The organism is Pedobacter suwonensis (assembly GCF_044762335.1).
In the GTDB taxonomy this organism is placed as follows: domain Bacteria; phylum Bacteroidota; class Bacteroidia; order Sphingobacteriales; family Sphingobacteriaceae; genus Pedobacter.
Genome location: NZ_JBIWEB010000002.1, coordinates 355,170 through 378,863, shown reverse-complemented (window position 1 = coordinate 378,863; position 23,694 = coordinate 355,170). Strand labels below are relative to the sequence as shown.

General features: G+C 38.0%; 24 protein-coding genes. 9 read left to right on the top strand and 15 right to left on the bottom strand.

Annotated elements, in window-relative coordinates; translation table 11 throughout:
• Positions 1 to 106 precede the first annotated feature (106 nt).
• The 5 genes from ACIQXP_RS05115 (at position 107) to ACIQXP_RS05095 (ending at position 6,602) form a co-directional block, all read left to right on the top strand.
• Positions 107 to 1,597 carry a sensor histidine kinase gene (locus ACIQXP_RS05115; protein WP_387504710.1) on the top strand — a complete coding sequence of 497 codons (1,491 nt, stop codon included), beginning with the start codon at positions 107 to 109 and terminating at the stop codon, positions 1,595 to 1,597.
• The gene (locus ACIQXP_RS05110; RefSeq protein WP_387504709.1) at positions 1,594 to 2,319 is read left to right on the top strand and encodes a LytR/AlgR family response regulator transcription factor; all 726 of its coding nucleotides are present in this window, start codon (positions 1,594 to 1,596) and stop codon (positions 2,317 to 2,319) included. Before ACIQXP_RS05115 ends, ACIQXP_RS05110 begins: the two co-directional genes overlap by 4 nt.
• Before the next feature lie 42 nt (positions 2,320 to 2,361).
• Positions 2,362 to 3,252, top strand: coding sequence for a phosphotransferase (locus ACIQXP_RS05105; RefSeq protein WP_387504708.1), 891 nt, complete (start codon positions 2,362 to 2,364; stop codon positions 3,250 to 3,252).
• A 178-nt stretch (positions 3,253 to 3,430) separates the two neighbouring features.
• The gene (locus tag ACIQXP_RS05100) at positions 3,431 to 4,294 is read left to right on the top strand and encodes a dienelactone hydrolase family protein (protein ID WP_387504707.1); all 864 of its coding nucleotides are present in this window, start codon (positions 3,431 to 3,433) and stop codon (positions 4,292 to 4,294) included.
• A gap of 2,002 nt (positions 4,295 to 6,296) precedes the next feature.
• Positions 6,297 to 6,602 carry a GIY-YIG nuclease family protein gene (locus ACIQXP_RS05095; RefSeq protein ID WP_387504706.1) on the top strand — a complete coding sequence of 102 codons (306 nt, stop codon included), beginning with the start codon at positions 6,297 to 6,299 and terminating at the stop codon, positions 6,600 to 6,602.
• 393 nt (positions 6,603 to 6,995) lie between these two features.
• On the opposite strand, the gene ACIQXP_RS05090 is transcribed toward ACIQXP_RS05095, so the two are convergent.
• The 14 genes from ACIQXP_RS05090 to ACIQXP_RS05025 all read right to left on the bottom strand — a co-directional run bounded on the left by ACIQXP_RS05090 (position 6,996) and on the right by ACIQXP_RS05025 (position 16,879).
• The gene (locus tag ACIQXP_RS05090; protein ID WP_387504705.1) at positions 6,996 to 7,958 is read right to left on the bottom strand and encodes a hypothetical protein; all 963 of its coding nucleotides are present in this window, start codon (positions 7,956 to 7,958) and stop codon (positions 6,996 to 6,998) included.
• A gap of 7 nt (positions 7,959 to 7,965) precedes the next feature.
• Positions 7,966 to 9,063 (bottom strand): toxic anion resistance protein, encoded by a 1,098-nt coding sequence (locus ACIQXP_RS05085; protein WP_293742540.1) that lies wholly within the window; start codon positions 9,061 to 9,063, stop codon positions 7,966 to 7,968.
• 27 nt (positions 9,064 to 9,090) lie between these two features.
• Positions 9,091 to 9,705: a TerD family protein gene (locus tag ACIQXP_RS05080; RefSeq protein WP_090980161.1), complete on the bottom strand. Its 615-nt coding sequence runs from the start codon at positions 9,703 to 9,705 to the stop codon at positions 9,091 to 9,093.
• 4 nt (positions 9,706 to 9,709) lie between these two features.
• Positions 9,710 to 10,264 (bottom strand): TerD family protein, encoded by a 555-nt coding sequence (locus ACIQXP_RS05075; RefSeq protein ID WP_090980163.1) that lies wholly within the window; start codon positions 10,262 to 10,264, stop codon positions 9,710 to 9,712.
• A gap of 3 nt (positions 10,265 to 10,267) precedes the next feature.
• Complete coding sequence (locus ACIQXP_RS05070; RefSeq protein ID WP_293742539.1) at positions 10,268 to 11,104, bottom strand: phosphoribosyltransferase family protein; 837 nt, start codon at positions 11,102 to 11,104, stop codon at positions 10,268 to 10,270.
• Positions 11,091 to 11,795 carry an HAD family hydrolase gene (locus ACIQXP_RS05065; protein ID WP_293742538.1) on the bottom strand — a complete coding sequence of 235 codons (705 nt, stop codon included), beginning with the start codon at positions 11,793 to 11,795 and terminating at the stop codon, positions 11,091 to 11,093. Before ACIQXP_RS05065 ends, ACIQXP_RS05070 begins: the two co-directional genes overlap by 14 nt.
• A 104-nt stretch (positions 11,796 to 11,899) precedes the next feature.
• On the bottom strand, positions 11,900 to 12,715 hold the full coding sequence (locus tag ACIQXP_RS05060) for a TerC family protein (RefSeq protein WP_293742537.1): 816 nt from the start codon (positions 12,713 to 12,715) through the stop codon (positions 11,900 to 11,902).
• A 141-nt stretch (positions 12,716 to 12,856) separates the two neighbouring features.
• The gene (locus ACIQXP_RS05055) at positions 12,857 to 13,876 is read right to left on the bottom strand and encodes a WD40/YVTN/BNR-like repeat-containing protein (RefSeq protein WP_293742536.1); all 1,020 of its coding nucleotides are present in this window, start codon (positions 13,874 to 13,876) and stop codon (positions 12,857 to 12,859) included.
• A 7-nt stretch (positions 13,877 to 13,883) separates the two neighbouring features.
• Positions 13,884 to 14,315, bottom strand: a complete 432-nt coding sequence (locus tag ACIQXP_RS05050; protein ID WP_090980175.1) for a DUF2147 domain-containing protein — start codon at positions 14,313 to 14,315, stop codon at positions 13,884 to 13,886.
• 100 nt (positions 14,316 to 14,415) lie between these two features.
• Positions 14,416 to 14,796: a DoxX family membrane protein gene (locus tag ACIQXP_RS05045; RefSeq protein WP_387504704.1), complete on the bottom strand. Its 381-nt coding sequence runs from the start codon at positions 14,794 to 14,796 to the stop codon at positions 14,416 to 14,418.
• 101 nt (positions 14,797 to 14,897) lie between these two features.
• Positions 14,898 to 15,314: a VOC family protein gene (locus ACIQXP_RS05040; RefSeq protein ID WP_387504703.1), complete on the bottom strand. Its 417-nt coding sequence runs from the start codon at positions 15,312 to 15,314 to the stop codon at positions 14,898 to 14,900.
• Positions 15,315 to 15,446: 132 nt separating this feature from the next.
• On the bottom strand, positions 15,447 to 15,860 hold the full coding sequence (locus ACIQXP_RS05035) for a hypothetical protein (RefSeq protein ID WP_387504702.1): 414 nt from the start codon (positions 15,858 to 15,860) through the stop codon (positions 15,447 to 15,449).
• A gap of 14 nt (positions 15,861 to 15,874) precedes the next feature.
• The gene (locus tag ACIQXP_RS05030) at positions 15,875 to 16,381 is read right to left on the bottom strand and encodes a DinB family protein (protein ID WP_293742532.1); all 507 of its coding nucleotides are present in this window, start codon (positions 16,379 to 16,381) and stop codon (positions 15,875 to 15,877) included.
• A gap of 3 nt (positions 16,382 to 16,384) precedes the next feature.
• On the bottom strand, positions 16,385 to 16,879 hold the full coding sequence (locus ACIQXP_RS05025; protein WP_293742531.1) for a DinB family protein: 495 nt from the start codon (positions 16,877 to 16,879) through the stop codon (positions 16,385 to 16,387).
• 135 nt (positions 16,880 to 17,014) lie between these two features.
• On the opposite strand from ACIQXP_RS05025, the gene ACIQXP_RS05020 reads away from it, so the two are divergent.
• Positions 17,015 to 17,974 carry a GlxA family transcriptional regulator gene (locus tag ACIQXP_RS05020; protein ID WP_387504701.1) on the top strand — a complete coding sequence of 320 codons (960 nt, stop codon included), beginning with the start codon at positions 17,015 to 17,017 and terminating at the stop codon, positions 17,972 to 17,974.
• A 487-nt stretch (positions 17,975 to 18,461) separates the two neighbouring features.
• Here ACIQXP_RS05020 and ACIQXP_RS05015 read toward each other — a convergent pair whose 3' ends face one another.
• Entirely contained in the window at positions 18,462 to 19,331 is an 870-nt protein-coding gene (locus tag ACIQXP_RS05015; protein ID WP_387504700.1) for an AraC family transcriptional regulator, read from the bottom strand.
• A gap of 357 nt (positions 19,332 to 19,688) precedes the next feature.
• Between ACIQXP_RS05015 and fucP the strand changes: the two genes are divergently transcribed.
• The 3 genes from fucP (at position 19,689) to ACIQXP_RS05000 (ending at position 23,603) form a co-directional block, all read left to right on the top strand.
• Complete coding sequence (gene fucP, locus ACIQXP_RS05010) at positions 19,689 to 20,999, top strand: L-fucose:H+ symporter permease (RefSeq protein WP_387504699.1); 1,311 nt, start codon at positions 19,689 to 19,691, stop codon at positions 20,997 to 20,999.
• Between the two features lie 7 nt (positions 21,000 to 21,006).
• On the top strand, positions 21,007 to 22,644 hold the full coding sequence (locus tag ACIQXP_RS05005; protein ID WP_387504698.1) for a UxaA family hydrolase: 1,638 nt from the start codon (positions 21,007 to 21,009) through the stop codon (positions 22,642 to 22,644).
• Positions 22,645 to 22,820: 176 nt separating this feature from the next.
• Positions 22,821 to 23,603 carry an L-fucose dehydrogenase gene (locus ACIQXP_RS05000; protein WP_387504697.1) on the top strand — a complete coding sequence of 261 codons (783 nt, stop codon included), beginning with the start codon at positions 22,821 to 22,823 and terminating at the stop codon, positions 23,601 to 23,603.
• Positions 23,604 to 23,694 lie beyond the last annotated feature (91 nt).

The following is a 23,694-nucleotide window of genomic DNA, read 5'->3' as shown; positions in this document are numbered from 1 at the left end:
TCCTGATGGATATTACCTAAGTAAATTTTATCTGGTAATCATATTGATTTTTATATCATAATTATTCCTCAGGATGACAATTTTACTCCTATTATAGCTTACCAAAATGTTTAACACCAAGAATTTAAATTATAAATACCAGGATTTTTTCCTCAATATTGGCCTTTTGTTATGGATTGCCATATTTAACACTTACAACCTAACCAGCAAAATTTGGATAAACTATGCCAGCTGCATTTTGGCTCTAGGATTTTGTTTGCTTCCTGTACTTGTTTTTTCTTTTCTTAAAGCAACGCTAAGAAACCGCCTGAGTCGAAACAGATACATTGCTTACTGGAGCACCTGCTTTCTTATCCTGCTTCCAATTTTTACAGATATTGCAATTTACCTGCAAATTGCGAATCTTGACCATACAGTTTTCATTTCAACAGCATTGTTAGCAACTTCCCTTGAAATGATATTGATCGTCAATCAGTATTACCAGAAAAAAGTGCTGCACATTAAATGGGTCAAAAAAATTGGCCTGGAGAATGCATTATTTGTCACCATTGTTCTACTTGCTTTAACCATCTCTATAATGGCGGTATCAAGTTTAAACAACCCGATTTATCAACGAAATGGTTTCCGTTTGGTAGGTTTCGAATTCAATATTAAAGCGCTCTGGCTTAACTTTGGAACATTTTTAGGCTTCTTTTCGCAATTTCTGATCATGTACTTATGCGGATACCTGCTTTTTCTGATCAATAGCCGGTTACTGGTATCTAAAATCCTCAAAGAAAAAGGACTGTTGATTTATTTGTTAACACTCTCTGCCACTATAGCGGTATTATATCCCCTATTGGCCCAATTATTGACTTTACTCCCCATCAATACGGTTTTCGGTCGGAGCATATTCGTCACCAATCCATTCGAACCTGAAAATGCATTTGGTGCATTTGCCATTATGCTCATCAGTTTGCCTATAGTTTTGGCTTTGCAATGGGGCAAGCAAAACAATAAAATCCTATATTTAGAGAAGGAAAAATCACAACATGAGCTTGATTTACTAAAACAACAACTAAATCCTCATTTTTTCTTTAATACGTTGAACAACCTTTATGCTTTGAGTTTGCAAAAATCGGATAAAACACCTGAAAGTATTTTACAATTATCAGAACTGATGCGCTACACCATTTATAAAGGGCAGGAAAAATCGGTCAAGCTTTTCCAGGAAGTTGATTATATAAATGATTACATTCAATTACAACAAATCCGCCTGCAAAGGAACTTAAATTTTGAATTTGATAAAGAGGTTACAGATGATGGGATTGAGATAGCTCCTCTCCTGCTAATTGTATTTGTAGAGAATGCATTTAAACATGGTATTGAACCTGCTGAAGGCGAAGCTTCTTTAAAACTATCACTAACTGCTAACCATACGGTTCTCATTTTCTCCTGCGAAAATTCCTTTGATAGAGAAGAAAACAACATTTGTAAGGGGATCGGGATTGATAATTTAAGAAAGAGACTCGAATTACTTTATCCTGATCGCTACACATTGCATATCACCTCCATTCATAATATCTTTAAGGCAGAACTTAAACTCCGGTTAACATGAGCTTGCGTTGTTTAATAATAGATGATGAACCGCTTGCACATGCTGTAATTAAGGAGTATGCAAAAGACATTCCTTTTATTAACATTATTGGCGATTGTTACCGTGCTACAGCAGCACTGGATTTTTTAAGGGAACAACAGGTAGATCTCATTTTCTTAGATATCAGGATGCCAAAACTCAATGGTTTGGATTTTTTAAGAACCTTGACTCATAAGCCTCTGGTGATCATAACCTCTGCATACGAGGAATACGCTTTAGCGGGTTTTGATCTGGCCGTTTGCGATTACCTTTTAAAGCCCTTCCGTTTCGACCGTTTTTTACAAGCGGTTAACCGTGCGCTTGATTTGCATGATCTTAAAAAGCCAATAGCTACACCTAATAAAATTGAAAAAAAAGCGCCAAAAAACAATGGCCAAATTTCTATTAAGGTTGATAAAAAACACATCCTCATCAAAATAGACGAAATACAATATCTGGAAAGCCTGGGTAATTACGTTAAGGTGTGGAACGATCGCGTTTTTTTTCTTACCCCAAGAACGCTGGCCAGTTTTGAGGATCAATTATCAACTGATTTTATTCGCATCCATAAGTCTTTTATCCTCAATAAAAAATATGTCGACTATCTTGAAGGCAATACCATTGTGCTCAGAAATGGGCAAAATATTCCTGTAGGTAAAAATTATAGGGGCATAATTAAACGATTACTTGATATAGCGAATTAAACCAGATTTAAAAATTTATATTTAAGGCCAAACCAAATTTAAATGCCACATTTCTTTCCCGCACAATACTCTACTTTATCAGCCGCTGCTTTAAGAGATTATTTAATTGAAAATTATCAATTAGACCAGTATACAACCTGCCGTTTACTGATCAGAAATGTAAGTGACACCTATATTCTGGAAAATCTGAACCATAAATACATCTTCAAAATTTACCGCGATGCACACCGTAAACGCCATGAAGTTGAAGCTGAAGTTGAACTGCTTAACATTTTACACGCAAATGAAAATTCAGTTTCTTATCCAATAAAGGACCTGGAAGGCAAACAGATTCAACAGTTTAATGCGATTGAGGGATTTAGAAATGGCGTATTGTTTACTTTTGCCGAGGGTAGCGTAATTTTAGACCTGGAGGATCAGCAGCTTATTCAGTTGGGGCATGATATGGCTAAATTGCACCAAAGCACCTCATCAATAAAACTGAACCATCCACGACCGATCTTCAATTTCGAAACCACTTTATTCAAGCCTTTAAAAGACCTTGAGCCTCATTTTTCGGAAATGAAAGAGGAATATGAATATTTAAGAGACATTTCGGAAAAAGTTCTTCAAAAGTTTGAAGAATTCGACACCTCTACATTCAGTTATGGCTACTGCCATTATGATTTCTTTCCTAAAAATTTCCATTTCAACGCGCAGGGAAAAATTACCTTTTTCGACTTTGATTTTGCGGGAGAAGGTTATCTGGTTAACGATTTGATGTCGTTCCTTAACCATTATTTCTTTCACCAACAGAGCAACTCCATCTCAAGAGAACAGGCTGACAAGGATTTTGCTACATTTTTAGCGGCTTATCAGGAATTGAGGCCCTTAACTGATGACGAACTAAAAGCTATTCATATTTGGGCATTACCTTTCATATTTTCTTTTTAAAATTCTTTTATGATCATTACGATGATTGGTCTAATATTTTTTTTAACCCCTAGATATACGAAACACCGCGTAGCGCTGATCAAAAAATGGGAAGAAATGTATTGTAACTTTTAGGCAATGCGACCTAAAATGTCGGCATGCTTCTTTATCTTGTATAGTCATAAAAAAAATCAGTAAGATGGACCAGAAAATAATTAACCTTTACGATGAGTATACACACAGTCAGTTAAGCAGAAAAGATTTTATAAGAAAGCTGTCCATCCTGGCAGGTAGTACAGCTTTAGCCATGACTATCCTCCCTATGCTGGAGAATAATTATGCCGCTGCAGCAGAATTTAAAAGTGATGACATTGAAGTAGAGAATATTACTTACACGGGGGTTGAAAGCGAAATCAAAGCAGTTTTGGCTAAACCGAAGGGTAAAAAGAATTTGGGTTGTGTATTGGTTATTCATGAAAACAGAGGCTTAAATCCACATATTATTGATGTAACCAAACGTATTGCCGCTGAAGGTTTTCTGGCTTTGGGCATTGATGCCCTTTCATCATTTGGCGGAACACCGGCAGATGAAGATAAAGGACGCGAGCTGATTGGTAAATTGGATCCTGAAAAAAACCTGCAGAACTATTTAAGGGGACTCGACTATTTACGCAAGAGAAAAGACGGCAATGGAAAAGTAGGCTGTGTGGGCTTTTGCTGGGGCGGCGGAATGGCCAATAAATTAGCGGTTAATGACCCTAAACTGCAAGCCGCCGTCGCTTATTATGGTGCGCAGGCCAATGCGGCTGATGTTCCTAAAATTAAAGCAAGTTTAATGCTGCATTACGCTGGTTTGGATGAGAGAATAAATGCCGGAATCCCAGCTTATGAATTGGCTTTAAAAGACAATAAAATCAATTATAAAATTTATATCTATGATGGCGTAAATCATGCTTTCAATAACAATACTTCACCTACCAGATATAACGAAGCCGCAGCAAAACTGGCCTGGAGCAGAACCATTGACTTGTTTAAACATAAATTGGCGGTGTTAACGAGGTAGTAAGTTAAACCACAATAGCTCCCTCATTTCGAATAAATCATAGCAGAACGGAGAAATCTTTTAAAGTTGCTGGAGAGCTAACTTAAGCCCAAAGATTTCTCCACTACGGTCGAAATCACGATTTTTTCATAGTAATTATTCGACTAGAAACGAGTACATCTAGTTCCGTCATTTCGATTAAAGCGCAGCGGAACGGAGAAATCTTTTAAAGTTACTAAAACATGGTTCAAAGATTTCTCCGCTGCGGTCAAAATAACGATTTTTTCCTAGTAATTATTCGACTAGAACGCAGTACATCTAGTTCCGTCATTTCGACTAAAGCGCAGCGGAACGGAGAAATCTTTTAAAGTTACTAAAACATGGTTCAAAGATTTCTCCGCTGCGGTCAAAATAACGATCTTTTCCTAGTAATTATTCGACTAGAACGGAGTACATCTAGTTCCGTCATTTCGACTAAAGCGCAGCGGAACGGAGAAATCTTTTAAAGTTGCTAAAACATGGTTTTCGAGCTGGAGCGCAGCGAAGTCAAGAGCCCGAAGGCTCAGCAAAGCTAAATCTTTTAAAGTTGCTAGAGCTAACTTGAGTCCGAAGATTTCTCCACTGCGGTCAAAATAACGATTTTTTCATAGTAATTATTCGACTAGAAAGGAGTACATCTAGTTCCGTCATTTCGACTAAAGCGCAGCGGAATGGAGAAATCTTTTAAAGTTGCTAGAGCTAGCTTGAGTCCGAAGATTTCTCCACTGCGGTCAAAATAACGATTTTTTCCTAGTAATTATTCGACTAGAACGGAGTACATCTAGTTCCGTCATTTCGACTAAAGCGCAGCGGAATGGAGAAATCTTTTAAAGTTGCTAGAGCTAGCTTGAGTCCGAAGATTTCTCCACTGCGGTCAAAATAACGATTTTTTCCTAGTAATTATTCGACTAGAACGCAGTACATCTAGTTCCGTCATTTCGACTAAAGCGCAGCGGAACGGAGAAATCTTTTAAAGTTGCTAAAACATGGTTCAAAGATTTCTCCGCTGCGGTCGAAATGACGATGTTTTCCTAGTAATTATTCGACTAGAAAGGAGTACCTCTAGTTCCGTCATTTCGACTGAAGCGCAGCGGAATGGAGAAATCTTTTAAAGTTGCTAGAGCTAGCTTGAGTCCGAAGATTTCTCCACTGCGGTCAAAATAACGATTTTTTCCTAGTAATTATTCGACTAGAACGCAGTACATCTAGTTCCGTCATTTCGACTAAAGCGCAGCGGAACGGAGAAATCTTTTAAAGTTGCTAAAACATGGTTTTCGAGCGGAACGCGACGAAGTCGAGATCCTGAAGGCTAAGCGAAGCTAAATCTTTTAAAGTTGCTAAAAACACGGTTCAAAGATTTCTCCACTACGGTCGAAATGACGATTTTTTCCTAATAATTATTCGACTAGAAAGAAGTACCTCTAGTTCCGTCATTTCGACTAAAGCGCAGCGGAACGGAGAAATCTTTTAAAGTTGCTAAAACATGGTTTTCGAGCGGAGCGCGGCGAAGTCGAAATCCTGAAGGCTAAGCGAAGCTAAATCTTTTAAAGTTGCTAGAGCTAACTTGAGTCCGAAGATTTCTCCACTGCGGTCAAAATAACGATTTTTTCCTATTAATTATTCGACTAGAAAGGAGTACCTCTAGCTCCGTCATTTCGACTGAAGCGCAGCGGAATGGAGAAATCTTTTAAAGTTACTAAAACATGGTTCAAAGATTTCTCCGCTGCGGTCGAAATGACGATGTTTTCCTAGTAATTATTCGACTAGAACGGAGTACATCTAGTTCCGTCATTTCGACTAAAGCGCAGCGGAACGGAGAAATCTTTTAAAGTTGCTAAAACATGGTTTTCGAGCGGAGCGCGGCGAAGTCAAGAGCCCGAAGGCTCAACAAAGCTAAATCTTTTAAAGTTGCTAGAGCTAACTTGAGTCCGAAGATTTCTCCACTACGGTCGAAATGATGATTTTTCTTCCTAAATTCATCTACATGGAACGAGGAGGGTGTATTTACATCATGACCAATTACCAAAGAACAACTTTGTACATTGGTGTAACTTCTGATTTAAGAAGCCGTATTTACGAGCATCAAAATAAAATTTATCCCAAATCCTTTACTTCAAAGTATAACCTGACACTTTGTGTGTACTATGAAGTTTATACATCTATAGAAGAGGCAATCGATCGGGAAAAGCAATTAAAAAAGTGGAGTAGACCGAAAAAAGATACTTTAATTGATAACTTCAATAAAAGTTGGGATGACTTAACGAATATTATAAATGAATGGGAAGATTAAGAATTCTTTAAAATATATACATCATTTAAAGCAGGATTACTAGTAGGTTCGTTATTTCCTTGAGTTTATCAAACTGATTTTTTCTTCCCAATAGTATTGTAAGAAGAAAGATTGGTAAGCGTTTAATAAAAGTCAGAATGAACCTTCGTCATTTCGACTGAAGCGCAGCGGAATGGAGAAATTTTTTAAAGTTGCTAGAGCTAACTTAAGTCCAAAGATTTCTCCACTACGGTCGAAATGACGATTTTTTCAAGTAATTATTCAACTGGAAAGGAGTACCATTAATTTCTTCAATTCAAGCGGAGCGCGGCGAAGTCGAGATCCTGAAGGCTAAGCGAAGCGAAATCTTTTAAAGTTGCTAAAAATATGGTTCAAAGATTTCTCCATCCGATCCTAAAACAGATCCGTCTTCAACATGGTCTTCAAAATATTCGATTGAACATCAAAATTATTGAGGTGGTTCAGAAAATTGATATCCGATATTTTACCATAACTATCTTCCAATAATTGAAGGACATCATTCGGAATGGCGGTTTTTAAAACCGCAGCATTGCTTTTCAATTTATCATTTTTATACTGTAGTTCCTGTACAATACGCTCACGCTCTGAAAGATTGTTGGTCATGTCCAGGTCTTTCAAAATCGTTAAATCGCAAAACAGAAACAGGTTTCTACCGGGAAAAAACAGATAGTAATAATCTTCATCCAAAAATTTATAAACTTCGATCACCAGCTCACCGGATTTTAAACCAATATAAAATTCAGTCCTGAAATCGTTCTTGCACAGCTTGCCCATCAATTTTTTCTCGATGGTTGCATACACATTGGTGTATACCTGCTTGTTCTGAAAATCAATCAGTTTTGAAAATTGATCTGTAGTGAGATCAAAATAAAAATCGTTGGCGTATTTGGAACTAAAAACGTTGATGTTTTTTGAAAAGGGAAAATCTGAACTCAACTCAGATAGTACGCTGAATAGCTTCCGAAGCGATAAGTTAATTTTAAGCGATTGTTTCTGCTTATCCTGCTGAAAACTTTTCTGGTCAACAAGCGTTACAGCCATTCGACCGATCAGTTCTTCATTCAGGTCAATTTCATCGTAGATGAGCGATACATTTTTCTCATTGCTCTTTTTGATCTTTCTGAGCAGTTCGATTACACTATCTGTAAATTGTAGATGGAAAAGATCTAATTTTTCGATCTCGAGTTCTTCATTATTGGCAAAAAGCTGATGAATAACCTGGCTACGTAAGTAGATCTTATAAATCACCTCATCATCAAAAAATACAGAGAGCAACTGTAAACGGTTGATCTCTGCGCTTGATTTTTTGAGAATATTTAAACGGTATTCATCCATACTTTAATTAATTCACCCTCGTTACGTTCTTTTTCAACTCTGCTTCCAAAGTTTTAAGTTCGCCATCTAACACACGTCTGCTTTGTGCACCAGCCTCATGGATCTGTTTCACCTCGTTAAGCGTTTCAATCAATGAGGATGTGGTACGTTTTAGGGTTTCCAAAGATACCACAGTTTTTTCATTTTCTTTGGCTACATCAATACTGTTCTGTTTCAACATCTCTGCATTTTTCTGTAAAATGGTATTGGTGGTATCCGAAATTTTCTTCTGCATCTCTACATTGGCCTTTTGCCTTTGTAGAGCCACCGCAATAGTTAATTGGTTTTTCCATACCGGAATGGTTGTAGAAACAATCGACTGCGCTTTTTCTGCAATGGAAGTATTGTTGTTCTGCACCACACGAATCTGCGCTAAAGATTGCAACATAATGAAACGCACAATCTTCATATCCGCCAGCCTTTTATCCAAACGACTGATGAAATCCCTTAAATCGGCAATTTCATAATCCTGGTAATCAGCCGGGCGACCTTCCATTTCGGCCAGTTTAATACTTAGTTCGTTGTATTTTAACTGTCCGGCAATAATGAGTTCCTCCATTTGGTGGATGTAACCCACATTGCTATCAAACATGGTTTGCAGCGAACTGTTATCTTTAATTGAATTTAACCTTCCAGCCTTGATTTTGTTGGTAATTTTATCGATATTATTGACCACCACATCATATTTCTGGAAAAGCTTTTTCACATCAACCACCAAATTTTTCAGGAATGGAATTTTAGAGATAAAACTCTTAAAGCCGCTCTGTTCCAGTTCAGATACATCGATGTAATTCAGTTCGGTTAGCAGCTCGTTAATTAAACCGCCAACTTCACCACTGTTGTAGGTGCGTACAGACGATAAAAAATCGTTACTGTATTTTTCCATGGAGTTTTGGGCATCGCTTCCATAATTCAGGATCGAATTGACATCCGATGGTTCTAACGATTTGCCAATCTCCTTATATTTAGCTGTTTCTTCAGCTGTTATTTTTTCGAGGTTAACATTTCCGTCCTTATCCAGTTTAACCGGCGTAAGGTCTTGAGTAACGTTTGGGTTGGTTTCCATAGTTTGATTTATAACCAGCTTTACAGCTTATAAATAGTTTTGAGTTACGGTTCTAACGGTATCTTCCAGTTTTCTATCTTTAGTTGGTTCGCCAATGGCATTAAATTTCCACTCGCCGTTCTTCTTGTAAAAAACACCCATTACCATTGATACGTGACCTGCAAAATTGGCGCCGTTAGCAATGTCGAACTTGGCAAAAACCTCGTTAACACGTTTGGTAGTACCTTCATAAATGCGGATGGAAGCAAAAGGGATCGTGCCAAAATCATGACCTCTAAAGCTGTTCAATACAAAGGCAACATAATTTACATTGGCATCCAATTGTGAAAAATCAATGGTGATAATTTCGTTATCCAAACCGTCATCGCCACCCATATCGCCAGTTAAATCATCGCCGCTATGTTTTACCGAACCGTTTTTAGATTTGAGGTTGCCAAAGTAAACCACCTCTAAAAGCTGTTTATTTTCGTTATACAAGGCACAGCTTGCGTCTAAGTCTACCGCCTCTTTTGAAGATCCAAAGCCAAATAAGCCTTTCTTTTCAATTGCACCCCAGTTTATTCCAACACAAGCTTGTTGAAGTGTGCTTCCATTGCTTTTTTCCAGACTGATGCGTTGTCCTTTTTGAAGATTGATTGCCATAATATTATTGATATTTGTTTAGATAATCCTGTAAACCACCTTTCATGCCTACGCCAACAGCCTCGAACTTCCATTTGCCCTCACGTTTGTAAATCCTTCCGAATTCTACTGCAGTTTCAATAGAGAAATCTTCCTCCAATTCATATTTCAAAATCACTTCATTGGTTACGGCGTCAAAAATGCGGATGAAAGAATTTCTAACCTGACCAAAATTCTGTCTTCTGCTATCTGCCTCATGAATGGTTACCACAATGCAGATTTCATTTACTTTTGAATCAATTTTGGTAAGGTCAATTTTGATTTGCTCATCATCACCATCACCATCACCGGTTAAATTATCACCGGTATGTTCTACTGCTCCGTCTGGTGAAACCAAATTGTTGTAAAACACAAAATTTTCATCAGAAATTAATTTTTTCTGATCGTTTAATATAAAAATTGAAGCATCCAAATCGAATGCAGAACCTGTTGAAGAACTGTTGGTATCCCAACCTAAACCTATTGTAAATTTAGGTGCATCGATATTTTCACGCTGCCCCTTTTGCAAATTAATAGCCATATTTTAAATTAATTTATAGTTGTTGTTTTTGATATAGTCTTTTATAAGATGTAAATTCTTTGAATAAGCTTCTATTGTATGGTAGTTATTTCCCAACGAGAGATCGTAAAGCTGGTTGATAAAATCAATACTCCTGCGTTCTAAAAAGATGGTAAAGCTACTTGAAGTCGTGTTTAAAATATATTTTACAATGCGGGTATTGAACCTGAAATTGCCACCATCAATAATATCTTCCAGATCGAAAATAGATTTGACCTGATGGTAATTGAGGAAGTTTTCTACATTGGGATGGATGTTTTTATTCACCAGTTCGGCAAAATAAAGCATGTGCATTTCATTTTTTAAGCCGTATTCTTTTGCCATTTTTAAAATCATCCGTTCATGGCTCCCGGTAATCCTGATATCATCCAGAAATAAAAGTGTTTTACCGGCAAGAAAATCTTTATCAATATGAAATGAATCGTTACCGATTAGCGACAGCCTTTCTTCAGCACTTAATTCGCCGTAATCTTCTTTATAGGTAATGGTTCTATGCACCTTAGTTTCCTGTACCGCTAAACCGCCATTTTCGACCAGCCAACGGTTAAGCTGACAAACGAAATGGTTTTTCATGGCAAAAGTTGCCGTTGGGATAAAGCTGTAAGGACTGGAAATAACCACAATTTGGCCGGTAATCAAATTATCAGCCAGGTAATACCTGATAAAACCATCGGCCAGGTCTTTTCCAAAAGATCTGGCTACCAGATCATCGCCAAATTTAAAGCGGCTGTAATCATCGGCACTAAAACCGAAATCGACTGTATTGTCTATTTTATGAAGAGAGAAATTATATGGTATCATAGAGTAGGTTTAAGATAGATAATTTGTTAGAATTGATGAGCATACTGTTAATCCCTATGGCTTCTGCACCAAGGATATCGGCATGGGGGTTATCCCCCACGTGGATAACGTCTGTTAACAGTAATTGAGGGTGTTTTGTTCTGTCGATACGATCTAACATCAGCTGAAAAAAGCCTGCATTGGGTTTAGACATGCGCACTTCATCAGAATAAAGCTGAAAATCGATATACTGACCGATGCCCAGATGATTAATGACTTTTTTTAATGTTTTACCTTTAATAAAACCGGTATTACTTAATATATTGGTGGAGCTGTTTCCTGAATCTTTAATTTTTGCCAATACCCTCAAACAGTCATCACAGTAAAGTTGAGGCATGTGGTTAAATACGATCTGCTCCATATCTTTATCAAGCACCTTAAGGTCTACATCGTTAAAGTTGAAATCGTAATCATTAATCATACTGATGATCATTAAATACATTTCATCAGCATCCACATTTTTACCGGCTTTCTCATTAATGGCATTTACCATCAAATCTACCTGACGGAAAGTGATGGCAATTTCATCAATGCTTTTATGCTTGCTGTTAAAATTCCTGAAAAAATACTGTACCCGTTCCTGTTTATAAGTTGGATTAGACTTAATCAACGTTAACCAAAGATCGAATGAGTAGTGTTTGTAAAAAGCCATTGCACCCTATTTCCTAATCTGTTTAATAAATTCTAATATTACAAATTTGATTGTATAATCAGAAGCGGCTGATTGTAAGATTTATGACAGATAAGCCATATAAATTACGACTTATCCAATACTTCTTCAGCTTCTTCCGAAATAACGATATCGCTTTTATGTTTCTTGGGATAATTGAACAAAAGAGAAGTTAATACCGGTATGATGAAAATGGCAACAGTGAAAACAGACACAAAGAGATCAGTTTTTTCTCCTTCAATGGCATGAGAAATAGGGGATTGAGGATAAAAATGGGTAAATAATGATGAGGTAAGCTTAACGCCCAAAACACCAATTACAATAAAGGCGACCGTTTCTAAAAAGGTAAATTTCTCCATCAGTTTCACAAAAGCCTGTGCCACAAAACGCATGGCCAAAATACCGATGAAAACGCCTATATAAATTAACCAGATATGATCAGTAAAAGCCACTGCGGCAAAAACATTATCGATGGAGAAAGCCAAATCCATTACCTCTACCAAAGCAACGGTGGCCCAAAAAGTACCCACCAACCCAACTGTAGATTTATAAATCCAGCTTTTGCTTTTATCTACTTCCTCTTCTTCCTCATTCTTTTTACTGTTCTTTTTTCTAAAATAATCGAAAGCCAGATATAAGAGGTATAAACCGCCAAGTGGTTTTAACCACCAGATTTTAACTAACCACGCTGCCAGGAATAAACAGATACCCCTGAAAACATAAGCACCGATAATGCCATATTTGAGTGCTTTTTCTCTTTGCGATTTAGGCAGATCCATTACCATTGTTGCCAAAACAGCGGCATTATCAACTGATAATAAACTTTCGATTACAATTAAATTCAAAATAATTAATAATCCAGCTTGAATGTCATCACCTAAAATTGTGTGCAGAAAATCCATTGAGCGATTGTGTGTATGTTTTAAATTAAAGTTTTAGTTAACAGCAAAGAAACAAAATTTTATCATTTCCGCTACGTACCTCATTGTTTTTATTGTTAGAATGACAGTTATTAGAATTGTTACATATCTGGAAGCCAAATATCAATTGACAGTATCTAATCGATAGATAACGCCATTATTACCAGCTAACAAAACTGCTTTACCTCTTTTTGCCTTTTGAACAGCGTTAAAACTTTTATCAGAGATGTGTTCCCAGTGCTGACCACCATCGGTAGAAATATCGGTTCCCGAAGTACCTGTGGCAATTAAAATCTTCGCGTTGATATAGGTTACGCCTGATCGGAAACCTAAAACCGGTGCGGCTGGCTTTTGCCAGGTTTTGCCTCCATCTTTGGTTAAAAGCACATTATTCGAATTTTCTTTGTCCTTTAAATAGTCACCGCCAACGGCTATACCTGTTTTAGTGTTAAAAAAATCAATTGAAAAAGGGCCTGTACTTTCCGCTCCCTGTAAAATCGGACATTTAAATACTTGCCAGCTTTTTCCATAATCAGCAGAAAAGTAAATGTTAGACACTTTGCCACCTGTTGCAATCCATGTTTTACCACCGGGCAACGTTTTAATAGTGGTACCACTGGCAGCGAAACTAGCTTCTCCTTTGGCCAGGCTAGCTTGTACGTTTGTTGAAATGTTCTGCCAGCTTTTACCAGCATCAACGGTTCTAAGCAATTGAAGTTTATCATTTATAGGGTCGCCGAAAATGATTCCTTTACTTTTATCCCAAAAACTTAAGCCATCCAGAAATATAGCAGAATCTACATTTTTATAGTTTTCCGTCCAGGTTTCGCCTCCATCAACAGTTTTCAGGATATAAGCAGGAGAGGCAATACCCACAATAACAGCCTGTTGATCATCGAAAGCTTCAATATCCCTGAAATCGATTTTCTCGTAACCTTTCGGTTTTACCCATTTCCAGGTGATCCCGCCATCAGTAGTTTTGCCAACTGCGCCGTTACTTCCGCTTACCCATGCAACCCGGTCTGATACGACACTTAGTCCGCGTAAACTGGTTTTAGCATGTTCATTTAAAGGCTTTAAAGAATACGATTGCGCAGCGCAAAAAAAAGGTGCCAATAAAAGGCACCATAAAATCTTCTTCATTGATAACTTATTTTACCCGTCTAAAAGTTTCCGATCGTCCTAAAAGTGAAATACCGACATATCCGCGGATGTTTAGCACATCAGCACTTTTCAGACTCATATTACAGCTATAGGTTTTACCGCTCTTGGGATCATAAATGGTTCCACCAGTCCACTTGCCATCATCATACACAAAATCCTTTAATATTTCCAGGTTGAGCAAAGCGCGTTTCTGCAGGTTCTCACTAGGGTTTTTGGCATCCAGTTTAGGCTTACCATTTAGGTTTGGCTCTTTCATCCAGGCCAGTTTCCCATAGTATTTATCGCCTTTTTTATAGATTTCTATTTGTCCTTCGCCTGATGGATTAAGCCACTTGCCAACAATTGCATCTTTGTTCTGCGCAATAGCAGAAAATGATATGGCTACAAAGAGTAGCATCAAAAATGGGAACTTTCTCATATTTTTTATTTCTAGTTAGTTTTTAAATATAATCATTACACCTTATATCGAAACACTAAATAAAGAGAAAAAGTATAAGAATTTCCAAAAATCTTAAAAATTACTTTGAAACGATGGGCAGATACCTGGAGCGATAAGCATAAAAGAGGAATAAATTTAATAAAAGCATTGCGCTAACCATAGGTAAATCTTTCGGACCTAAAAAAGCATGATACAGGAAAATGTTCAGTGTAACCGGAAAAATGATCGCTGCTGCCAATGGCGCCGTGCGGTTAATCAGCAATAATATTCCACTTATTAACTCTGTAGCTTTAATTAAGGGCATTAAATAAACAGATGCCATTACTCCTGACATAAACGTGGTTTGAGCCGCCGACATTGCCGGCATCTCTTTAGGCATTAAATTAAAGAAAAATATCACTGAAGCGTAAATATACATCGCGGCCAAAAGCACGCGCACAACAATTACTGCAATTTTCATATTCAATTGGTTTTGATTTATATTTGGTTTATTGGTTCATTAGTTCATTGGTCAATAGTTAGAATCAAAACTTCAGACTTGGGACTCGAAACCCGAAAACCCTACTTATAATCATAGTTCACCATCCATTGAATGCCGAATTTATCCGTAGTCATACCGAAAAGTGCATTCCAAAAAGTTTTTTCTAATGCCATGGTTACTGCCCCCCCTGCTGAGAGGCTGTCAAATAAGCGTTTGGCTTCGTCTTCGCTGCTGGTGTCAACTGAAAGTGAGATACCCGTGCCAAACGTTGCAGGCGGCATCGGACTGGTTATATCAGTACCCATTAAAATGTTGCCACCAACGGGCAAAGCAATGTGCATCAATTTTTCCTGATCGCTCACAGACATGCCTTCGCAGCCTGGCGAATCTTTATAACGTTGTACTGCCAAAAATTCTCCGCCAAATACTGATTTGTAAAAATTGAATGCTTCTTCGGTGTTACCGTTAAAATTTAAGTACATGTTGAGTGTTGCCATTTTTTTGTTGTTTTAATCCTTTAGGGTTTGTTATAATTTGTTTGCTATTATGTTATTGTGACGAACGGTTGTTATCCTGAACTTGTTTCAGAATCTATTTAGTCAATATACTGAAATAAGTTCAGCAAGACGTTACAAGTAAATCCTCGTTAATTTTATATCCATCCACTGTACCCAGTTTTTACCATCAAATTGCTCCCACGTGCCTTCGATGGTGTTGGTTTGAAAATTTCCTTTAAATCTTTCGCTATCAGCAAATATCAAAATGATATCATCGTAAATTTTAAGAGTAGATATTGAAATACATCCCTCATTATCGAAAGATTGTGAGCGGAACACCTCTTCCATATCATCGTAATATGTAATTTCAAGCGATCGGATCGCTTTATCACCGCGCATAAGATCAACCTGATGTTTTAAGAAAAACCCACCATCAACCCACTCGTAAGTATCTGTTCCGGTAATTATATCACCCAACATCGTTAAAGCTTCTGTTTTCCATTTACCGATGTATGGATTGAGTAAATCAAGCCTCTTGTTCCTCATAAATTTAGTTAAAATCAATTGCTGTCTAAGCTGTTGTAAATATTCTTTAATTGGTAAATATGCCGCTGCGTATGATAAATAACAAAATATACAGCCTCCAAACAGGTAAGAAAACCATAACCAGGCAGTTTATAAGCGCTACAGGTTTTAGTTAAATCCAGGTTGCCTGCCGCCTCTGAGATCCCCACCCTGATCAGCTTTAAATTCCCCGATAATTCAGGTGGATTGTAGGCTTTGTGTTCAGGGTAAATTTCTTCAGGTGAATTGTATTTTACGTTAAAATTCAAAAAATCTTTTTTAATGGTTTCTACCAATAAATCAGCTGGCTTATCTGTCTCCATAAAAGGACCATTAATAACCTTTAGAAAGCCCGCATTCGACAACACTACATGCTCGGCAACTTGCCCTGCTGTCCAGCTGCCGTTAAAAGGCACTTTATTTAATAACGTGGCATCAAATTTTGAGCGCTCATTTTCCAACGCCAATAAGGTTTCATTGGCTTCGTTAATTACTTTTTCCATAATTTATATATAATTGATTCCCGGATAGCCCAATAATCTACGCCACAGGGCAATTTGACCGATACAGTTTGCATCCCGATAGGTGTTGAAACTGATCATTTCGAAAAGGGTAATTTCCATCCCTGGCATGCTGAGTTTCTCTTCAAGCTTTTCGTCGGTAGCCCCGATTAAGGCTTCCTGCAACTTTGGAGAAATTTCTTCCCAGTCTTTTATAAAAGCAGCAAGCGGCGGATAAACCGCATCATCAATAATCCCCTTATTATGAGCGAAAAGTTCATCTGTGACAGATGGCAGATCAATACCAAACAACTTAGCCAGGAAATACCTTCCCTGCACCATACTACCGGTAATCCAGGCAATGTGGTTGGCTTTGGTATCCAATCTTTTTTGCGCATCTTTTTGGTCTATCCCATCTAAAGCCTTCGATAAAAAATCTGTCTGCATTTCGTACAGTACAACTAGGCCGTACATCCTGCCACTGGTTGGTTTAAGTTTCATATCATTTTATCAGGTGGTTCGTATAAGAATAAAGTTATGGCTTAATATTGATGCCTACCCTTGCCGTAAAAGTCAATCTTGAGGGGCATTTCAGACAATTTTCATATATTTACGATACCTAAAATTTTTAACCAAATGATAAATGTAGGTGTTTTAATGCCGCAAAATTTCAGATTATTAAGCCTCGCGGCAATTCTGGATGTATTTGATACGGTAAATGGTTTTTACGCAAAAGATGGACTTGAAGTTCCATTTAGCATGAGTTTAATTACCATTGATGATAAAAATTATAATTTTAGCGCACATCCCTGCATATCCTTACAAAATGCCGGGCAATTTGAACTGATTTTGGTTCCGTCATTTGCAAGCCTTGATATAAAAAACTGCATCGGCGCGAATAGCGGCTATATCCCATGGCTGAATAAACAGCATGCGGCAGGAGCCGAAATTGCTACCTTTTGTACTGGTGCATTTTTAGTCGCTGCATCAGGACTGTTGGATGGTAGAGCCGCAACCACACATGTTGATGCATGTTCTGCTTTTTCTACGGCATTCCCGCTGGTGCACCTGAAAGCTGATAAAACGGTAACACAAGATGGCAGGTTATTTACAAGCGGCGGCGCTACCTCAACCTTTCATTTGTTGTTACATCTTTTACAGCTCCATTGCGGAAAAGATATGGCTATTAAGGTGGCTAAAATTTTCGCCATTGACATGGATCGAGTAACCCAGTCTTATTTTAGTACCTTTCAGCCTATCCGCCACCATAATGATGATATAGTTGCTTCTGCTCAGGAGAAAATCGAAAATAATTATCAGGATTTAGCTACGATTGAAGAGATGATTAAAGATATTCCTTCGAGCAGAAGAAATATTGTACGCCGCTTTAAGCAGGTAACCGGGATGACCCCTATTGAGTATCTTCAGCAAACGCGGATCGAAGCCGCAAAAAAATTATTGGAGCAAACTGCACAGCAAATGACAGAAGTTATTTACAACTCAGGATACAATGATCCTAAAGCATTCAGAAAAGTATTCAGAAAATCGGTAGGAATGACACCAACACAATATCGCGATAAATTCCAACCTAAATAAGCGCGATAAATGACAATAATCAAAACATAAATAAACTAATAAAATAGTTTTCAACATAAAAAATCAATTATGTTGAAAATTAACACAAAATAAATGCATCATCCTACCATATTAAGGATAACTTAACGTTATAATTACACTAACCAAATAATACATGTTATGACCACATTCCTTTTTATTACGGCAGCATTTTATATTCTTTCTTTTGGATTGATGTTGTACTGCTATTTCTCCGCTGAGCAGATCCCCAGCGATGATGAAAAATTTTAACCAGCCTTTTCCCGTCATCAAAATTAACGTCTCTATATTTTAAGCTATAAAATACCACTCCGTTTAAGCAATAAACGGTAATCCGCAATTGCTTGGATGTCAATCAAAGGCAAAATTTTTATTTCAGTATTGAGTGATGTGATTTCCTGAATATTGTTCATGTTTTAATAGTTCCGAATAGGATTTAAAATTGAAAACAGAACTTTATGAACAGGTGTTATTGCTTAGAGAAAGCCTGCTGGTACTTTAATGGGGTTTTACCCGTTATTTCCCTGAAATATTTGTGAAAACTGGTAAAATTGTAAAACCCGCAATCGTAACAGATCTCTTTCACAGTTAAATTGTTTTCAATCAATAATTTACAGGCCTGCCCCACCCTGATTTCATTCAGAAACTGCGTGTAGGTTTTTCTGCTTTTAGTTTTAAAGAATTTACAGAACGAATTGGGGCTAATTTTAGCTACTGCAGCAATTTCCTTTAGTTCGATCTTATTCTTGTAATTGCTGATGGTATAATTGTAAATAGATTGGATCCGGTCTTTTTCGTTCTCCAAAAAGTTGGGCTTAAAGCCCAGCGAGACCAAGGTGTTTCTTTCTCCGCAATGGGCAATTTCTGTTAATACTTCGAGTATTCTGATAATCCGCGTTGCGCCTTTTGCTTCGATAATCTGTGGCATTAAATGAGCGATTTTTTCTTTCGAAACTCCTTCCAGCTGAATGCCCTGCGTTGATTGCATCAAAATCTTTTTAATTTCCTGGTTTTCGGGAAGATCTAAAAAATCTCTTCCTAAAAAATCTTCTTTAAAATGGATTACATAAACGTCAACCGGTTCACAAACATTTTCATCAAAGAACTCCGGATCAAAACGCCAGTAATGCGGCAGGTTGCTCCCGAGTAAAACCACATCCCCCTCCTTAAAATTTTTGATGCTATCGCCAATAAACTGCGTACCTCTTCCTTTTTTAATGTAAATCAATTCCAGCGCTGAATGGTAATGCCAACGGTTGTTTACATCAGGCATAACATCTCTTCGGGCGCTAAAAGAATCCACAGAATTGGTAGATACATTAAGTAAATGCGGTTTCATAAAATCTTAAAAAATCAATCTAATATGCAAAATAAATTCGCAATGTAAAAAATCAAGCTAATATCATTTAATAATTAGATGATAAAGTTAAATTTTTATTAACGCTGAAGGGCTTAATTTGTATAACTGCAACTCACCCGAAACATCTTATGAAAATTGGATTATTTATTTCCTGTGATAGAGACCAGGTGCTTCCCAAAGTTGCCGTTACCACATCAAAGTGGGTGGAAAGGCAGGACTTGGTTTCACCGTATCTGCCTAAGATTGGGACTTGATAATCAAAATTTTCAGCGGTTTAAACTATTATTATTTTAATTTTAGTGCCAACCTGTTTAAATCCTTTATAACCAAATAAACATGAGCCAAAATCCATCCACAAACTTTAAAGTATCCAACCAACCGAAAAACGGAAAGGGATACCTATTCCCGTTAATTTTAGTTACCAGCTTGTTTTTCTTCTGGGGCTTTGTCCACAATCTCGATCCGATATTAATTCCACATCTACGCAAAGCGTTTCATCTGAATGTTTTCGAATCCACCCTGGTCGATTCATCTGTTTTTATTGCTTACTTTTTACTGGCACTGCCAGCAGGCTATGTTATGCGCAAATACGGCTATAAAAGCGGTATTATTTTGGGACTCGTTTTATTTGCCATTGGCTGTCTGCTCTTTATACCTGCCGCCAATACCGCACAATATATCTTTTTCTTAGGCGCACTTTTTATTATCGCCTGCGGCTTAACATTTCTGGAAACGGCGGCAAATCCTTATGTTACTGTGCTCGGACCGCCTGAAACTGCTACACAACGCTTAAATTTCTCTCAATCCTTTAACGGGTTTGCTGCCTTTTTAGCCCCGGTACTTGGAGGTAAATTTATTTTCACGGAAGTAAAATATACAGATGCCCAGCTGGCAAAAATGCTTCCTTTGGAAAAACAGGCTTATATGCTCGAAGAAGCATCGACCGTAAAAGCACCGTATTTAATTTTAGGCATCCTGATTATTGTCGTAGCAATCCTATTCATTTTTACCAAACTGCCCGATATCAAGGAAGAAGAAAACATCGAGGAAAAAAGCACTTTCCGCCATGTATTAGGACATAGCCATTTACGATGGGCAATTATTGGTCAGTTTTTCTATGTAGGCGTCCAGGTTTGCATATTAAGTTTATTCATCAGCTTCGTAACCTCATCAGCAAGTATAAGTCAGGATGAAGCAAAATGGTACGCCGGTGCAGCGGGTTTGGCTTTTATGATTGGCAGATTTGTAGGTACCATTTTTATGAAGTTTGTAGCCCCAAATAAATTATTGATGCTGTATGCGTTGATCAGTGCAGTACTTACCCTTGTATCTATCCTGGGAAGCGGAATGATTACCGTTTACGCCTTAATCGGTGTTGCCTTTTTTATGTCGATTATGTTCCCGACCATATTCTCATTAGGCATAGCCGGGCTGGGTAAAGACACCAAACTGGGTTCTTCTTTAATTGTAATGTCTATTGTAGGCGGTGCATTTCTACCTCCGGTTTTGGGCCTTATATCAGATGCTACCCACAACATCCAATATGGCTACCTGGTACCTTTTGTATGCTTCCTTGTGGTCCTTTACTTTGGCTGGAAAGGATGGAAACCTGATCATATCGAAAAAGAAATAAGTTTAGAAGTATAAATTGACAATGAAAAAATTAGTCATCAAGATTAACAATGCGGATAACGTTTTAGTTGCGTTACAGGATTTGCCGGCAGGCACTTCAATATTGCATGATGGAAATACTTATGTTACTGTTGATGAAATCCCGGCCAAACATAAATTTTTTATGCAGGATATGAAAACCGGTAATGAAATAATGATGTATGGCGTTTTGGTTGGAAAAGTACAGTTTGATGTAAAAGCGGGCATGCGGATGAATGTTGATAACACCAAACACGCTGCAGAGCCATTTGCGTATCGCCATACTCACTACAAATGGGAAGCCCCTGATGTGCTTAAATATGCCAACCGCAGCTTTAACGGTTATCACCGTAAAAATGGTGAAGTGGGCACTGCAAACTATTGGTTGTTTATTCCCACTGTTTTTTGTGAAAACAGAAACCTGGATATCATTAAGGAATCGCTTTACAGTGAATTGGGGTATGCTGTAGATGATAAATATAAATCTTATACCCATAAACTGGTTCAGGCTTTTGAAAAGGGAGAAGACATCAGTACCATTAGTTTTGAGCCTAAGGTAAATCAAACCAACCGGACATTTAAAAATGTGGATGGCATTAAATTCCTCACGCATAATGGTGGCTGTGGCGGAACACGACAGGATGCTGATACGCTAAGCAAATTATTGGCCGCTTACGCTCATCACCCGAATGTAGCCGGAATAACCGTTTTGAGTTTAGGTTGCCAGCATTTGCAGGTAGCAGATTTTAAACGCGATCTTTTTGCATTGGACCCGGATTTCGATAAACCGCTTTTAATTTTCGAGCAGCAAAAAGCACAAAGCGAAGAACAGTTGATCCAAAACGCCATTCGCAGTACGTTTGAAGGTTTAATGTTGATCAATAGACAAAGGCGCGAAGCAGCACCACTCAGCAAGCTGTGTGTGGGAGTGAAATGTGGTGGCAGTGATGGGTTTAGCGGTATTTCTGCAAATCCGGCAGTTGGTTATTGTGCCGATTTATTGGTAGCATTGGGGGCCAGGGTTTTATTGGCAGAGTTCCCCGAACTTTGTGGTGTAGAACAGGAAATGATCGATAGGTGTGTTGAACAGTCAATTGCCGAAAAATTTATCCGTTTGATGACGGAGTATGACGATCTGGCGCATAAAGTTGGATCTGGTTTTTACATGAATCCTTCTCCGGGCAATATTAAAGATGGCTTGATTACCGATGCCATCAAATCAGCAGGTGCTGCCCGTAAAGCTGGTTCCGCACCGATTGTAGATGTTTTAGATTATACCGAACCCGCAACTAAACCCGGCTTAAGTTTAGTATGTACGCCGGGAAATGATGTTGAAGCTACTACAGGTAAAGCCGCTGCAGGCGCAACCTTAATCTTATTTACCACAGGCTTAGGCACCCCAACAGGAAACCCCGTTTGCCCGACCATTAAAGTCGCTACCAATTCCGTTCTGGCCAAACGTATGAGTGATCTTATTGATATCGATACCGGACCTGTAATTAACGGGGAAAAAACCATTAACGAAATGGGCGAAGATATATTGGAATACTGTATTAAAGTTGCCAGTGGAGAGGAAATACCAAAAGCCGTACAGCTCAACCAGGATGATTTTATTCCATGGAAAAGAGGAGTTAGCTTATAATGAGAGATGGAAGATGTGAGATGGAGGGTTTAATAATAGAAACCATCATTAACTCCCTAAGCTATCCAACAGAGTAAAACGTAAGGGGAAATCTAAAACAACTAAGTCCACCACTATCCCCTCTACAAAAAACGCTATGCTCAATGATTAAATAATAAAGAAAAAGATAACCGAATATGAATTTAAATTTAAACGACAAAATAATTCTGGTAAGTGGTGGGGCCAAAGGCATTGGTGGCGCAATTGTTAAAGCCCTGGCTATTGAACATGCTTTGCCGATCATTATTGGCCGCAATGAAGGCGATAATGTAAAACTGCTTCAGGAAATCACAGATCTAGGCTTGAAAGCTGATTATTACACGGCTGAACTCACACTGCCAGAACATTGTAAAAACATTATTGACGCTATATTAACCAGATATGGCAGAATTGATGGCTTAGTAAACAATGCAGGTGTGAATGATGGTGTAGGCCTGGAGAGTGGTACATACGAAGGCTTTATCGAATCGCTTCATAAAAACGTGGTACATTATTATCTTTTGGCCAAATATGCCCTGCCAGCACTGAAGCAAAGTAAAGGTTCAATTTTAAATATCGGGAGTAAAACAGCAGAAACGGGGCAAGGTGGAACTTCTGGTTATGCAGCATCCAATGGTGCCAGAAATGCTTTAACACGCGAATGGGCCGTGGAATTACTACCCTTTAGTATCCGTGTAAATGCCATTATTGTTGCAGAAGCCTGGACGCCACTATACGAAAAATGGATTAATTCTTTTGAAGACCGAGATGCAAAACTTAAAAACATCACCGATAAAATCCCCTTCGAAAACCGGATGACCACTGTGGAGGAAATTGCAAATACTGCCATATTCTTATTATCAGATAAATCCAGCCATACCACAGGCCAACTGATCCATGTAGATGGTGGTTATGTGCATCTAGACAGGGCGTTGTTGTAAAATTTTGGCGGTATACTAAACGAAATTTGTATTACGACGACTGCATTGAAAAAAAGCACCAAGAACATCGCGTTCCTAATGCTTAAATTTA

Bases quoted from the DNA above. Each gene is read 5' to 3' on its own strand.
- ACIQXP_RS05115 (WP_387504710.1), top strand. From the start codon at position 107: ATGTTTAACACCAAGAATTTAAATTATAAATACCAGGATTTTTTCCTC.
- ACIQXP_RS05110 (WP_387504709.1), top strand. From the start codon at position 1,594: ATGAGCTTGCGTTGTTTAATAATAGATGATGAACCGCTTGCACATGCT.
- ACIQXP_RS05105 (WP_387504708.1), top strand. From the start codon at position 2,362: ATGCCACATTTCTTTCCCGCACAATACTCTACTTTATCAGCCGCTGCT.
- ACIQXP_RS05100 (WP_387504707.1), top strand. From the start codon at position 3,431: ATGGACCAGAAAATAATTAACCTTTACGATGAGTATACACACAGTCAG.
- ACIQXP_RS05095 (WP_387504706.1), top strand. From the start codon at position 6,297: ATGGAACGAGGAGGGTGTATTTACATCATGACCAATTACCAAAGAACA.
- ACIQXP_RS05090 (WP_387504705.1), bottom strand. From the start codon at position 7,958: ATGGATGAATACCGTTTAAATATTCTCAAAAAATCAAGCGCAGAGATC.
- ACIQXP_RS05085 (WP_293742540.1), bottom strand. From the start codon at position 9,063: ATGGAAACCAACCCAAACGTTACTCAAGACCTTACGCCGGTTAAACTG.
- ACIQXP_RS05080 (WP_090980161.1), bottom strand. From the start codon at position 9,705: ATGGCAATCAATCTTCAAAAAGGACAACGCATCAGTCTGGAAAAAAGC.
- ACIQXP_RS05075 (WP_090980163.1), bottom strand. From the start codon at position 10,264: ATGGCTATTAATTTGCAAAAGGGGCAGCGTGAAAATATCGATGCACCT.
- ACIQXP_RS05070 (WP_293742539.1), bottom strand. From the start codon at position 11,104: ATGATACCATATAATTTCTCTCTTCATAAAATAGACAATACAGTCGAT.
- ACIQXP_RS05065 (WP_293742538.1), bottom strand. From the start codon at position 11,795: ATGGCTTTTTACAAACACTACTCATTCGATCTTTGGTTAACGTTGATT.
- ACIQXP_RS05060 (WP_293742537.1), bottom strand. From the start codon at position 12,715: ATGGATTTTCTGCACACAATTTTAGGTGATGACATTCAAGCTGGATTA.
- ACIQXP_RS05055 (WP_293742536.1), bottom strand. From the start codon at position 13,876: ATGAAGAAGATTTTATGGTGCCTTTTATTGGCACCTTTTTTTTGCGCT.
- ACIQXP_RS05050 (WP_090980175.1), bottom strand. From the start codon at position 14,315: ATGAGAAAGTTCCCATTTTTGATGCTACTCTTTGTAGCCATATCATTT.
- ACIQXP_RS05045 (WP_387504704.1), bottom strand. From the start codon at position 14,796: ATGAAAATTGCAGTAATTGTTGTGCGCGTGCTTTTGGCCGCGATGTAT.
- ACIQXP_RS05040 (WP_387504703.1), bottom strand. From the start codon at position 15,314: ATGGCAACACTCAACATGTACTTAAATTTTAACGGTAACACCGAAGAA.
- ACIQXP_RS05035 (WP_387504702.1), bottom strand. From the start codon at position 15,860: ATGAGGAACAAGAGGCTTGATTTACTCAATCCATACATCGGTAAATGG.
- ACIQXP_RS05030 (WP_293742532.1), bottom strand. From the start codon at position 16,381: ATGGAAAAAGTAATTAACGAAGCCAATGAAACCTTATTGGCGTTGGAA.
- ACIQXP_RS05025 (WP_293742531.1), bottom strand. From the start codon at position 16,879: ATGAAACTTAAACCAACCAGTGGCAGGATGTACGGCCTAGTTGTACTG.
- ACIQXP_RS05020 (WP_387504701.1), top strand. From the start codon at position 17,015: ATGATAAATGTAGGTGTTTTAATGCCGCAAAATTTCAGATTATTAAGC.
- ACIQXP_RS05015 (WP_387504700.1), bottom strand. From the start codon at position 19,331: ATGAAACCGCATTTACTTAATGTATCTACCAATTCTGTGGATTCTTTT.
- fucP (WP_387504699.1), top strand. From the start codon at position 19,689: ATGAGCCAAAATCCATCCACAAACTTTAAAGTATCCAACCAACCGAAA.
- ACIQXP_RS05005 (WP_387504698.1), top strand. From the start codon at position 21,007: ATGAAAAAATTAGTCATCAAGATTAACAATGCGGATAACGTTTTAGTT.
- ACIQXP_RS05000 (WP_387504697.1), top strand. From the start codon at position 22,821: ATGAATTTAAATTTAAACGACAAAATAATTCTGGTAAGTGGTGGGGCC.